Source organism: Chloroflexus sp., assembly GCF_034431535.1.
In the GTDB taxonomy this organism is placed as follows: Bacteria; Chloroflexota; Chloroflexia; order Chloroflexales; family Chloroflexaceae; genus Chloroflexus.
Genome location: NZ_DAOUDC010000017.1, coordinates 14,237 through 26,384 on the forward strand (window position 1 = coordinate 14,237; position 12,148 = coordinate 26,384).

Genomic DNA, 12,148 nt, shown 5'->3' on the forward strand with positions numbered 1-12,148 from the left:
ACATTTGGTACCGCCGATCAGATATAATGAGTTGTGGTCAACGCTTACGGAGCGTTCCCTTTATGTGGTTGTCCAGCTCAGGGAGGCACCATGTCAGAATCATTGATGCAACAGCCGCTCGGCGCTATTCTCGACGCGCTGGCTTCGCGCGCGCCTACTCCCGGCGGTGGCAGCGTTGCGGCCCTGACCGGCGCGATGGCCGCCGGTTTGGTGAGTATGGTATGTGAACTGACGATCGGTAAACCGCAGTTTGCCGAGGTTGAAGGCGAGTTGCGCGCGATCCATGTGCAGGCCGAACAGTTGCGGGCCGAATTGCAGCGGCTGGCTGATGAAGATATTGCTGTGTTCAACCGGTTAGCGGCGGCGTACAAGCTGCCGCGCACGACCGAGGCCGATGCGGCGACGCGCAAAGCGGCGATCCAACAGATTACCCGCTTGGCCGCCGAAGTGCCGTTGCGCACAGCGCAAGCCGCGGCGGCGTTGTTGCCGCTCTGCACGACGCTGGCCAACAATTGCGCCCGGCTGGTGGTGAGCGATGTGGGGGTTGCAGTCTTGCTGGTACGGGCTACTGTGCAGAGTGCGGCGCTCAATGTTGAAATCAACCTCGCTGCACTCGAGGATCAGGTGTTCGTGCGCCAAACGCGCGCCCAGTTGCAAGATCTGCTGATCGGACTTGGTGATGAAGTTGACGGCATTGTCACCATTGTCCGGGGAAGGATGGCCGCATGAGCGCCCAGATTCTCGATGGTCGCGCGCTAGCCCAAGAGCTGCGCGCCGAGGCGGCGGCGCAGATTGCCGAGTTGTGCATGCGGATCGATCGCGCTCCAACGATTGCGGTCGTCCAAGTGGGTGAAGATCCCGCTGCGACGCGCTACGTGCGCAGCATCGACCGGCTATGCCAGTCGCTGGGAGCGGCATGCCGGGCCATTGCCCTGCCGGCAACTACCGACCAAGCCGATCTGGAAGCGACGGTCTCGCACCTGAGCGCCGATGATCGAGTCGATGGCATCTTATTGCAACTGCCGCTGCCGGCGGGATTGTCGCTCGATGGAGTCTTGCAACGCCTGGTGCCGGAAAAGGATCTCGACGGCATTCACCCGATCAATGCCGGCTTGCTCGCACAGGGGCGCCCGGCGTTAACGCCAAATACCCCTGCCGGTGGGATGGAGCTGCTGCGCCGGTATGGGATTGAGGTGCGCGGAAAGCGGGCGGCAGTGGTGGGCCGCTCGGCGATTGTGGGTCGGCCCATGGCCCTGCTCTTGCTACAGGCCGATGCCACTGTCACCATTTGCCATTCGCGCACCCCTGATTTAGGCGCTGTCTTGTGCGAATGTGACATCATCGCCGCCGCGGCTGGCCGGCCCGGCCTCATTACGGCTGAGATGATTAAACCGGGTGCGACGGTGATCGATTTCGGCACCAACGTGCTGGCCGATGGCAGTATGGTCGGTGATGTCGATTATGCTGGAGCCGTGGAAGTGGCGGGCGCCATTACACCGGTGCCCGGCGGCACTGGCCCGGTGACGAATGTGATGCTCATACAGAATCTGATCAAAGCAACCCGGACCCGGTTAGGGATATGAAAATCCTCGTGCTCGGCAATGATGGGCGCTGCCATGCGCTAGTCTGGAAGCTCTTCGCTAGCCCAACCGCCGATGTGCTGGTGGCGCCTGGCAATGGCGGTGCCTGCCAGATTGCGCCGCAGGTTGATCTCGATCCGGCGCAGCCGGCCCAAGTCGCGCAGTGGGCGTTTAACGAGCAGATTGATCTGATCGTGCCGGCGAGTAGCGAACCACTCTGGGCAGGGTTGGTGGATGAAGTGGTGAGCATGCACATCGGCGTCTGCGGGGCATCACAGCGCAGCACACGCATCGAGTGGAGTCGCTGCTACGCCAAAGATCTGCTGCTGCGCTACCAATTGCCAACCCCGGCGGGGCGCTGTTTTGCTAGCTTACCGATGGCAGAAAAGTACCTCGCCGCGCAACCGCTGCCGGTCGTGCTGTGCGGCGACCATCCCGCCGCCGGCGAGGGGGTTTACCACGATCGCTACGCCGCCTTGGAAGCCTTACGCGCGTTGTTTGTATCGCGGCCGGTGGAAGGCAGTAGCCACGGGGTGGTGATTGAAGAGTATGTGAGCGGGCCGGTAGTGAGCTTTTCAGCTATTACTGATGGCAGCCATTTGGTATCGCTGCTGCCGGCCCGTATCTATGACGGGATGGGGCCGCAACCGGATAGCCCGCCGGCGCCGGGCATGGGCGCGATTACCGGCAATTCTGCCTATGCCCAGAAGCTGAGGGCGTACCTCGAACGCCACCTCATGCAGCCGTTGGTCGCGGCTATTGCCCGCGAACAGTTGCCCTATTGGGGGATCATCGGCGTTGACTGCGTGATCGGCGCGCAGGGGCCGCGCATTATCGGGTTGCGCTGTAGCCTGCGCGATATGGAAGCGCAGGCAGTCTTGCCGCGTTTGATCGACGATCTGGCGCCTTACTTCGAGGCCGCCATTGCCCGCAGTCTGCACCGTTTGCCGCCTCTGCGCTGGCGCGACGAGGCAAGCGTGGCATTGGCGCTGGTGACGCAGGGCTACCCCCACCACTACCCAATCAACGCCGCAGTGGAAGGGGTCAGCGAAGTTGAAGAAGGCGTGCTGGTCTTCCACGATCAGACCGAGTCGCCGCATATCTTGCGCTACGATCCGTCGCGGCGCGACCGGTTGTTTGGCGGTGGCAGCGGCGGCTTGTATCTGACTGGCGGGCATGTCGCGACGGTGGTGGCGCTCGGCGCTACGCTGGCCGGCGCGCGCGGGAGAGCCCTTATCAACGCTGAGCGGATCCGGTTTCCCGGTCGCACCTATCGCGAAGACGTTGGCGCGAGCGAACAAGCGTAGGGCGAAACAGCGTACGGGTGCGACGGCGTAGGGGCGGAGCAGGGTTCCGCCCTACGGCATATGAAAGGAATAATATGTCTGCTGAACCTGTTATTGCGCTTGCCACTGCCGATGAAGCGATTGCAGCGTGCTATCCGGCCATGGTTGAATTGCGTCCGCATCTAGTTGCAGCAGAGTTTATCGATCGCATCCGGCGACAGATGGCGCATGGCTATCAGCTTGCCGCGGTCTGGGTTGATGGTGCAGCCGTCGCGGTGGCCGGGTTCCGTCTCAGCGAAAATCTGGCGTGGGGCCGCTTTCTGTATGTTGATGATCTGGTGACTCGGGCCGATCAACGGTCGCATGGCTATGGCGCGAGGTTGTTGGCGTGGTTAAAGGAGTATGCCGCCGCCGCTGGGTGCGCTCAGCTCCACCTCGATTCGGGCACGTGGCGAAAAGACGCGCATCGGTTTTACGAGCGCGAGGGGATGCGGCTGAGCAGCTTCCATTTCGTCTGCGATGTGACCACCGCTTGACAGAGTAGCGGGGACGTTACGAAGTTTGTCGCTTCGCAACTATTTCACCATTGACTTCCATGACGCAGCGTGTTATAATTAGAGTTGTAACGCACTGCGTTATGTGACTACCGAAACCCGGCAGGCTGTGCTATGATACAGATAGCTTGAATTCCGGTTACTACCATAGAGCAGGAGGCTGCTATGTCAACGGTCGAAGAAATTGAGGTCAATGTTCGCCAGATCGACGAGACGCCGCCGCCGGTCAATCCGAGCGTGCAAATCTTTGAAGTGGTGCGTAAGCTGATGCTGGCCGGTATTGGCGCGTTTGCGCTCAGCCGCGAAGAGGCCGAGGCGTTCCTCAACCGGCTGGTGGAGCGGGGTGAGCTGGCGCAGAAAGATGCGCAGAAGCTGTTTGAGGAGGCTGCCGAGCGCTTCCGCAAGACGGCGATGCCGCAGACCGATCAGGTCCAAACGAACCTCAACAATCTGACGGCGCAGGTTGAGACTAGCTTCGAGCAGTTCCTCAACCGGCTCAACATTCCCTCCAAGCGTGACATTGATGAGCTGAGCGCCAAGATTGCCCAACTGGCAGCCCGCGTCGAGGAGCTGCGCCGCGCGCAAGAGACGCCGGCTCGCAGCCGCACCCGCAGTGAGGCGAAGGAAGAGCACAGCGAGAAGTAGGTAGCTCCGAGTTGGCGGACGCCGGCACTGTGGCGTTGACCACAGTTGCCGGCGTTTTGGCGCAGCGTGTTATAATTGCCGCTGAGACTACTGAGGCAACGCCGGGATTGCTAAGGCATCGCGTTTACTTGCAGACCCGGCGCAAGGCGGCACCTACCATGCATGTCATTAAAAAATACGCCAACCGGAAACTGTACCACACCAACCAGAAGCGCTATATTACCCTCGATGGCATTGCCAAGCTTGTGCAAGAGGGCGAGACGGTACAGGTGCTCGATAATGAGACCGGTGACGACATCACGGCGAATATTTTGGCGCAGGTCGTATTACAGGCCCGTGGGCGCGGTTCGCCGTTACCAACCAACCTGCTCACCGGTCTGATTCAGGTTGGTGGCGACACTCTCACGACGTTGCGGCGCACACTCTTCAGTTCGCTCGGCGGTGATGAACTAATCGAAGCTGAAATTGGCCGGCGGATCGACGTGCTGGTTGACGAGGGCGCACTTTCGCCCGAAGAGGCCGATCGCTGGCGCAAGCTGCTGTTGCGGCAAGAGTTTGCCCGTGATGCGCAGAATCAATTGGCCGATCGCATCGCTGATGTGCCGACCCGCAACGATGTCGCACGGCTCCATGCCCAGATCGATGCGCTCGCCAGCATGGTCGAGCAATTGTTACGCCGTCGTTAAAGGTGATCGTATATCGTTGCAAAGAGGCAGGCTATGCAGCGCAGCACAACCGCTTTGGTCCTCGCCGGCGGCGGCGTGGCCGGTGCCGCCTATGAGATCGGCGCCCTCTGTGCCATTGATCAGGTGCTCGAACACCTCTCAGTCAATGAATTTGATATCTATGTCGGCACCAGCGCCGGCGCGTTGCTCAATGCTTGTCTCGCCAACAATATGTCGCCACGCACGTTGATCAGCGTGCTCGAAAGTTCCTTGCTCGGCATCGATCAGCTCGAACCGCACCACCTCTATCAGTTAAATCTGGCCGATCTGTTGCGCCGCGCTTCTCACCTGCCCGGTGCGTTGGTTCAAGCTGTCCAACGCTGGTTGCGTGAAGGCAGCGAGGCTTCGCTCCTCGATCTGATCGAAACCTTGGCGGTTGGATTGCCGACCGGTCTCTACGACTCACAGGCGCTTGAACGCTATCTACGGGCGGCGCTCGAACAACCCGGTCGCTCAAACCGCTTTACCGATCTTGACCGCGAGTTAATGATTGTTGCGACCGATCTCGATACCGGCGAACGAGCAGTCTTCGGGTTGCCGCCGCTCGAACACGTGCCAATTTCGCTCGCCGTTTGTGCGTCGGCGGCGATCCCCATTTTCTATCGCCCGGTGCGAATCGGCGATCGCGATTATATCGATGGCGGGTTGCGCGGCACCGCTAGCCTCGATGTCGCCATCGAGCGCGGAGCCGAGCTGATTGTGTGCATCAATCCGATGGTGCCGTTCGATAACCGACGCCATCCGCCCGGCGCCGGCATCAGCGATCAGGGCATCCAGCGGATCGGCAATCAAGTGTTTCGCACCTTTATCCACGCCGGGTTGCATTACCACATCAAACAAGTGCGTCGCCGCCATCCCGAAGTTGATATCATTCTGATCGAACCTTCGCGCCATGATCGGACGATGTTCGCCGAAAATACGATGCGTTTCCGCACCCGGATGACGATCGCGCGCCATGGTTTTGAGAGCGTGGCCCGCCATCTCTGCGAACATTATCCGTATTACCGGGCGATGCTGGCCCGGCATGGCATTGCGATCAGCGATGAGCGGATCCGGCAAGATTTGCGCAATTTGCAGATGGCTGGCGATGACCCGCATCTTGTGCGTGCAGCGTTGGTGACTGGCGGCTCACTCCACACCGCTCCGGAGGGGTTGGCCTCAACGCTGGCGGAATTGGATCGTCTGCTGTCGCGGTTTGAGGTTGCCCGTTGAGATGATCGTCTATATCGCTTATCCTACTAGCTTGAATTTGCAGTCGGCCAATGCGCTGCAGACCTATACCACGCTGCGCGAATTGCGCGCGCGCCGGCCTGACACCCTTGCCCTGATTCCGCGTTGGGTGATGGAGCCAAGCCGGTTTTACGACGTTGGAGCGGTACATTTGCCCCGACCGGCGATTGGCAAACTCTCACGCTTGTACAAGAGCACGCTGCTCTATTATATGGAACATTCGGTCTTCGCCGCCATGACCGCGGCGATGGTGGCTCCCCGCCGGCAGACAGTCGAGGCGGTCTATATCCGCCAGCCGATTATTGCCGCGTGGTGGGCCGGCGTTTTTGGCCCCCGGCTGGGCCTGCCCGTGATCTACGAGGCGCATGATTTTGAGTCGCGCAATCCGTCACGCGCCAAGGAACTTTGGGCGCGCGGGTTGCTCGATTTGATCGACCGGACGGCGATCGGTCGGGCAACGGCAGTTGCGTCGCTCACCGAGGATTTTCGCCGGCTGTTGGCGCAAATCGGCTGGCGCGATCCGGCTGATGTGGCGGTCATTCCCGATTCCTACGACGAGCAGATCTTTGCGCCGCAAGATCGTGCTGGGTGCCGTGCCGAACTTGGCTTGCCGTCCACGGCGCCGATTGTTGCCTATGCTGGCATGACCTTCGCCCACCGCTGGCTAGATGGCTTGCTCAGCGCCATCCGTGCTCTACGCGCGATCCAGCCGGATTTGATCGGCCTGATTCTCGGTGGGCGACCCGGCGAGCGGGCGGCGCTGGCGGCCCATGCGATCAGTGAAGGGTTACGGGTCGCAGAAACTACGGCTACGCCAGCCGATCTCTACCTGCTGCCGCCGCGCCCGCAAACCGAGGTGGTACGCTGGCTTGGTGCGGCTGATGCGCTGGTGATCCCCGATACCGTCACCGATGTGACCGCTTCGCCGCTCAAGTTGTTTGAGTATATGGCATTGGGCATACCGGCCGTGCTGCCATCCATTCCGGCCTTGCATGAGATCTTGCCGCCGCATCTGGCCTACAGCTTCACCCGACGCGATCTGGCCGGTTTGCAAGCGGCGCTTAGCGCGGCGCTGGCCGAGCGCGACCCGTCGCTCGCAGCGGCGCGCCAAGCCTTGGCGGCTGAGCATACCTATGGCCGGCGGGCTGAACGGATTATTGCCTTGGTGGAGCGGGTAGCGAATCGCGGGTAGCGGCAAAGCAACGCTGCACCCCTACTGGGTTGGCGCCTGCCAGAGGCAGATGCGGCCATCATGGGCGCCGGTAGCCAGCAACTGGCCGTCGGGGCTAAAGCTCAGGCAACTCACGCCGGCGCTGTGTTCGAGCACGAGCGGTAACGGTTGCGCGTGTTCTATGTGCCAAAAGCGGGCGCTACGATCTTCGCTGACCGAAGCCAAAATCGGGAACCGTGGGTTGAAGGTAAGCCCACGCACCGGCGCCGTATGGCCTTGAAGGGTATCGAGTGGGTGATAATCCTTGAGTCGCCACAGCCGGATGATAATGCCGCTGCTGGCGGCAATGATTGTGCTGGTTGGATCAAACGTGACGCTGTAGATGAACGTATTAAAGCCGTTAATTGGCTCGCGCGCTCGTTGATCGGCAACCTGCCAGAGGTAGATCACGCCGTCATAGCAGCCAGCCGCTAAGAGGGTTCCATCAGGCGAAAAGCTCAATGAATGGACGAAGGGGGAGGTAAATAGGCCGATTGGCTCGATCTTCCCTTGCCGTAGCTCGTACAGCGTGATCGCACTACCCCATCCGCCAGTGGCGAGATACCGGCCATCGGGGCTAAAACCGATGCTCTCGATTGGGCAACCGGGGTGTTGGATGGTTTGCAATGGTTGCCAATTATCGGTGCGCCAGATTCGCACCGTCTCATCATCGCTGCCCGTTGCAGCTAACTTGCCATCCGGACTCCACGCGACAGTGCGGACAGTGCTCTCGTGGCCACGCAGGCTAGTGACGTGTTCGCCGGTGCTGGCCTCCCACACCCCAACCGTATAATCGTCATAGCCAGCCAATAACCATTTGCCATCAGGCGAAAACGTGATACTCCGCACCTGACTGCCGGTGATCAAACGGCGGAGCATCGTGCCAACCGGGGTTGTCAATTGGGCAGAGCTCGGCTCCTCCGGTGACGGTTGGGAGGGCGTGTCAGTAGGCTCAGGAGCTGGTGGCGCTGCTGGTTGGGGTATAGGCCGTAAAGCTACTGGTGCAGCAGCGGCTGGCTTGCCACGCAGCCGGTGAAGCGCCTCGCGCATTTCGCGGGCCGATTGCGGCCGCTGATCAATTAGGGTTGCCATGCCCTGTTCGATCAACTGGGCCAACCTTTCAGGTACATGCGGCGCCAAGCTGTGGATCGGACGCAACGGATCGGGCTGGCCATTGACCAGCCGGGCCATGCGGGTCATCGCATCAGGCGGCAGCACACCGGTCAGCAGGTGATACAGGGTGGCCGAGAGTGAATAGATATCGCTGCGCGGATCCGGCTCACCATCGCGCATCTGTTCGTAGGGTGCATACGGGGGAGTAAAGCCGTAGACCTTACGTGTGCCTGACCCGTCAATCCCGGCTGAGACCGTCATCCCGCCGCGGGCCAGCCCAAAATCGAGCAAGATGATATCGTGGCTGGGGGTGAGTTTGAGGTTTTTCGGCTTAATATCACGATGGATGACCGGCACAGGCCGTGTATGGAGGTAATTCAACACATCGAGTAGTTGATCCATCCATTTGATCACCATCGGCAAGACTTGCGGCGAGGCGAACCGGCGGCCAAGGCGGGCCAACTGATTGCCGAGATCTTCGCCGTGGATGAACTCCATGACCAGAAACTGGCCCTGTGGATCGATAAAATGATCAATCACCCGTGGCAAAGCCTGATGCCTGAGCCGGGCCAGTATTTGCGCTTCGCGCTCGAACGCCTGCCGGTAGGCCTCATCGTTAAACAGGGTCTGTTTTAGGGCTACGTCAATGCGCAGCCGCAGATCGCGCGCCTGATAGACGGCGCCCATCCCGCCTTTGGCGATCTGGGTGATGACCCGATACCGGCCTTGCAAGACTGTTTCCGGCGCAAGCATGCGCACTACTCCGGGCAGACGCGAACACGCTAAACCGTATTATAACAAAATGCTGGCATTGCGGTTGAACCAAGTGAGGATCGCGTTCTTGCTCGTCTGTGGATTGTTAAGTCGTAATGCCTACCGCAGTATATTCTGCTCTCTGCTTGTCAGTGCGAGCCACCGGAAGCGGTGAAGCAATCTCCCGCGAGCGCGGGAACGACCCGTTCAGGCATGTGTCTCGCTGAAGGGGGGAGATTGCTTCGGGGCGACGCCCCTGCGCAATGATAATTGGGCAGTGCTCCCGCGCTCTTCTCTGTCATTGCGAGCGCAGCGAAGCAATCCCCCGCGAGTGCGGAAGAGGCATCCTTTCCGCAGAAGGAGGAGATTGCTGCGCGAGTGGCGCCCCTGCGCACAAACAGGTGCCGCCGTCCTCTCGCAATGACAAACAGATGACGCCGCCCCCTCGCAATGGCAGCGGGTACAGAAATGTTACACCGATAAACCGTAGGCTTCAGCTAAGATTTCAATCGGATGGCGGGTGGCGACGCCGGTTGCGCCGCTGATCTGCCAGCGACAAGTCTCGCTGTCGCAAAGCGCGAGGTCTTGACCGCTGGCGCGCACGAAGTCGAACAGGGGCTTGCCGACGCCCATTGCGATCTGATACTTCTCGCGCTTGATGCCGTAGGTGCCGGCGATGCCGCAGCATTCGGCCCGGCTCTCGCGCAGGCGCAAGCCGGGTACAAGCCCTAATACGTCGAGCACGGGACGGCCAATCCGGTGCGCGCGCAACTGGCATGGCGGGTGGTAAGGCAACTCGCGTTCGATCGGGCGGAAATCGGTGCGCAGGCGGCCTTGTTGGTACAGATCGCGCAAGAACTCGAAGATGTCGTAGGTGCCGGCAGCGACCGCGCGAATGTCGTCACCGTGCAACCCCAGCAGCTCCGGCGCCTCTTCTTTCAGGGTGAGGGTGCAACTGGTGCTGGTGCCGACGATTGGAATACCAGCGTGAGCGTAGGGCAAGAGTTGGGCGACGTTGTATTCGTGATGGCTCTGCGCCGCCGGAAAGTCGCCGTTCGAGAGCAATGGCAAGCCGCAGCAGCGTTGTGGCGGCACGATGACCTCAAACCCGAGGTGTTCGAGCACAGCAATCGCCGCTTTGCCAACGTGCGGTTCGTAGTAGTTGGTGCTGCACCCGTGGAAGTAGACCACCTGCGGTCGCCGTCCGTTGGTCGCCGGTTTGCGCCGTTTGAACCAACGCTGGAAGGTGTAGGTGCTGGCTTTGGGCAGCGGTGCGTGGCGGTGAATGCCCATCACCCGTTCGATCATCCAGCGCGCTGGTGCGAAGTTGAGCGTGAAGTTGACCAGCGGTGCGTGCGGGCCGCTGCTGAGCCGCCCCACCAAGCCTGAACGGGCGATAATCCGGTTGCGCAAGGGCATGCCGCGTTCGGCGACGATTTGGGCGCGGGCGCGGGCGTTCAGCTCGGCGATGCGCACACCGGTCGGGCAGACTTGATTGCAGACCCGGCAGCCCGAACAGTAATCAACTGACGCATCGGGCACCGGTTGGGCGGCGTGGCGGAAGCGTTGCGCTTGCGGCCCGACGTATTTGGGGCCGGGGAAGGCATCGGTCACTGCTGCCACCGGACAGGCTGAGGTGCAGATGTTGCATTTGATGCAGTGATCGAGTGATTGGGTGAGTGAGAGTTCGATATGATCCATAGTGGTGATTCCTCTATGAAAGCATCTGTTTAGAGCCGCACCGCCGTGCGGCTGTACGAAATGCGGCGGCAAGCGCAGCTTTTTGGCGCCGCACCGCCGTGCGGCTCTACGTTCATGCCTGCCCGGCGGCCCAGCCGGTGGCGATGGCAGCCCCTTCGAGGCAGCCTTCGCGAATCGGATCGTAGCCGGTCAGTGCGCCGCCAGTGATCTGCACGTTCTCATACACCAGCCGGCCCGCGGCGTCGAGCGGGCGCAGGCGTTGATCGACCCGTACCCCGGTTTGGAAGACGGGGTGGCCGTGCGTATTGAGAAACCGTGGCGCAAACCATCCAGCCCTGCCGTCAGGCGTTTGCAGCGGCAAGTCGAGCGCCGTTTCATGCAGATGGCCGTCGGGCGTGGCGCGCACGCCGCCGCCGAGAATGCCACCCGTGGCCAGTACCCAACGCCGGGCAGTGTGGCGCTGCTCGCGGGCCGCCGCTTCGCTGAACACGGCGACGAGAGTGTCGCCAATGTGCTCGGCGCGTTGGACAAATCCACCCAATTGGATGCGACCGCCTAGCCGCAGCAACTCATCCTCGAGGATCTGATACAACCGCATACCGGCCACCGAAACCGGCAGGGTAGGGATTTCAAAGATCAATGCGCCGGCCCGGTTTTGGAGATCGCGCACCACCTCGGTGGCATGCTTCAGGCCAAGGATGGCCGGCAGGCCAATGCGGGCATAACCGCCCTTGCGCACATAGGCGGCCAATTGCTCGCCAAGGTTAGCGCGGAAGGCCGGTTGCTCGCATAGCCGGGCCAGCGTCACCGGGCTGAAATCGTGTTGGCGCTGGGTAGGCGGCAAGGTTAATTGCGCCGCTTCAGCAGCAATGCCCTGCGCGCGCAGGTTGGCAGCGATCAGCGGTGGAAAGAAATCGCGCAGCTCGGCAAAGCCGGCAATGAGGGTGGGCCGGCCATCGCGCAGTTGGCGGGCATCGCCGGCGATCATCGTGGCCGGAGCGAAGGCGGTAGGGCGTAGCGCCCCCAGCGCCGTCGGCAAGAGCAGGTTGCGGTTAAGATTGCCGGCGAATGGGTAGCCGGCTGCTTCGCCGATCGCTCGGATGCGGTCAATTCCCTGCTCGATCATCGCCGGGCCGGCCAAGGCGTAGGGATGATGGGGGTGTTGGATCGCCAACTGGGCAATCCCGGCCAGCGGGTCATCCACATCGGCGAGCAGATCGATACAGCCGGTGGACCAATGGGTCACGCCGTGGCCTTTGGCCAGCACCAGCACCTTCTCGCCGCGTTCAGCGCGGCCAATCGCGGCCAGCATCCCGCTGAGACCGGCGCCGATCACAATCGTATCGTACAT

The 12,148-nt window shown here is 61.4% G+C and carries 11 protein-coding genes; 8 read left to right on the forward strand and 3 right to left on the reverse strand.

Annotated elements, in window-relative coordinates:
- Window positions 1–90: 90 nt before the first annotated feature.
- From U9R61_RS04375 to U9R61_RS04410, 8 genes are all read left to right on the forward strand, one after another.
- On the forward strand, window positions 91–729 hold the full coding sequence (locus tag U9R61_RS04375; RefSeq protein ID WP_322487602.1) for a cyclodeaminase/cyclohydrolase family protein: 639 nt from the start codon (window positions 91–93) through the stop codon (window positions 727–729).
- Window positions 726–1,583 (forward strand): bifunctional 5,10-methylenetetrahydrofolate dehydrogenase/5,10-methenyltetrahydrofolate cyclohydrolase, encoded by an 858-nt coding sequence (locus U9R61_RS04380; protein ID WP_322487603.1) that lies wholly within the window; start codon window positions 726–728, stop codon window positions 1,581–1,583. The genes U9R61_RS04375 and U9R61_RS04380 overlap by 4 nt, the downstream gene beginning before the upstream one ends.
- Window positions 1,580–2,887 carry a phosphoribosylamine--glycine ligase gene (locus U9R61_RS04385; RefSeq protein ID WP_322487604.1) on the forward strand — a complete coding sequence of 436 codons (1,308 nt, stop codon included), beginning with the start codon at window positions 1,580–1,582 and terminating at the stop codon, window positions 2,885–2,887. Before U9R61_RS04380 ends, U9R61_RS04385 begins: the two co-directional genes overlap by 4 nt.
- 74 nt (window positions 2,888–2,961) lie before the next feature.
- Window positions 2,962–3,402 carry a GNAT family N-acetyltransferase gene (locus U9R61_RS04390; RefSeq protein ID WP_322487605.1) on the forward strand — a complete coding sequence of 147 codons (441 nt, stop codon included), beginning with the start codon at window positions 2,962–2,964 and terminating at the stop codon, window positions 3,400–3,402.
- A gap of 183 nt (window positions 3,403–3,585) precedes the next feature.
- A complete protein-coding gene (locus tag U9R61_RS04395) occupies window positions 3,586–4,065 on the forward strand; it encodes a phasin family protein (protein ID WP_322487606.1) in 480 nt (159 codons plus the stop codon).
- A 158-nt stretch (window positions 4,066–4,223) separates the two neighbouring features.
- A complete protein-coding gene (locus tag U9R61_RS04400; protein WP_322487607.1) occupies window positions 4,224–4,751 on the forward strand; it encodes a polyhydroxyalkanoate synthesis regulator DNA-binding domain-containing protein in 528 nt (175 codons plus the stop codon).
- A 33-nt stretch (window positions 4,752–4,784) separates the two neighbouring features.
- Complete coding sequence (locus tag U9R61_RS04405) at window positions 4,785–6,002, forward strand: patatin family protein (protein ID WP_322487608.1); 1,218 nt, start codon at window positions 4,785–4,787, stop codon at window positions 6,000–6,002.
- A 1-nt stretch (window position 6,003) separates the two neighbouring features.
- Window positions 6,004–7,212, forward strand: coding sequence for a glycosyltransferase family protein (locus U9R61_RS04410; protein ID WP_322487609.1), 1,209 nt, complete (start codon window positions 6,004–6,006; stop codon window positions 7,210–7,212).
- Between the two features lie 21 nt (window positions 7,213–7,233).
- On the opposite strand, the gene U9R61_RS04415 is transcribed toward U9R61_RS04410, so the two are convergent.
- The 3 genes from U9R61_RS04415 to glpB all read right to left on the reverse strand — a co-directional run bounded on the left by U9R61_RS04415 (window position 7,234) and on the right by glpB (window position 12,148).
- On the reverse strand, window positions 7,234–9,096 hold the full coding sequence (locus tag U9R61_RS04415) for a serine/threonine-protein kinase (protein ID WP_322487610.1): 1,863 nt from the start codon (window positions 9,094–9,096) through the stop codon (window positions 7,234–7,236).
- Between the two features lie 471 nt (window positions 9,097–9,567).
- The gene (locus tag U9R61_RS04420; RefSeq protein ID WP_322487611.1) at window positions 9,568–10,797 is read right to left on the reverse strand and encodes an anaerobic glycerol-3-phosphate dehydrogenase subunit C; all 1,230 of its coding nucleotides are present in this window, start codon (window positions 10,795–10,797) and stop codon (window positions 9,568–9,570) included.
- Between the two features lie 112 nt (window positions 10,798–10,909).
- Complete coding sequence (glpB, locus tag U9R61_RS04425; RefSeq protein ID WP_322487612.1) at window positions 10,910–12,148, reverse strand: glycerol-3-phosphate dehydrogenase subunit GlpB; 1,239 nt, start codon at window positions 12,146–12,148, stop codon at window positions 10,910–10,912.

Coding starts and splice junctions, on each gene's coding strand:
- U9R61_RS04410 (WP_322487609.1), top strand. CDS start 6,004: ATGATCGTCTATATCGCTTATCCTACTAGCTTGAATTTGCAGTCGGCC.
- U9R61_RS04375 (WP_322487602.1), top strand. CDS start 91: ATGTCAGAATCATTGATGCAACAGCCGCTCGGCGCTATTCTCGACGCG.
- glpB (WP_322487612.1), bottom strand. CDS start 12,148: ATGTACGATACGATTGTGATCGGCGCCGGTCTCAGCGGGATGCTGGCC.
- U9R61_RS04415 (WP_322487610.1), bottom strand. CDS start 9,096: ATGCTTGCGCCGGAAACAGTCTTGCAAGGCCGGTATCGGGTCATCACC.
- U9R61_RS04405 (WP_322487608.1), top strand. CDS start 4,785: ATGCAGCGCAGCACAACCGCTTTGGTCCTCGCCGGCGGCGGCGTGGCC.
- U9R61_RS04400 (WP_322487607.1), top strand. CDS start 4,224: ATGCATGTCATTAAAAAATACGCCAACCGGAAACTGTACCACACCAAC.
- U9R61_RS04420 (WP_322487611.1), bottom strand. CDS start 10,797: ATGGATCATATCGAACTCTCACTCACCCAATCACTCGATCACTGCATC.
- U9R61_RS04395 (WP_322487606.1), top strand. CDS start 3,586: ATGTCAACGGTCGAAGAAATTGAGGTCAATGTTCGCCAGATCGACGAG.
- U9R61_RS04385 (WP_322487604.1), top strand. CDS start 1,580: ATGAAAATCCTCGTGCTCGGCAATGATGGGCGCTGCCATGCGCTAGTC.
- U9R61_RS04390 (WP_322487605.1), top strand. CDS start 2,962: ATGTCTGCTGAACCTGTTATTGCGCTTGCCACTGCCGATGAAGCGATT.
- U9R61_RS04380 (WP_322487603.1), top strand. CDS start 726: ATGAGCGCCCAGATTCTCGATGGTCGCGCGCTAGCCCAAGAGCTGCGC.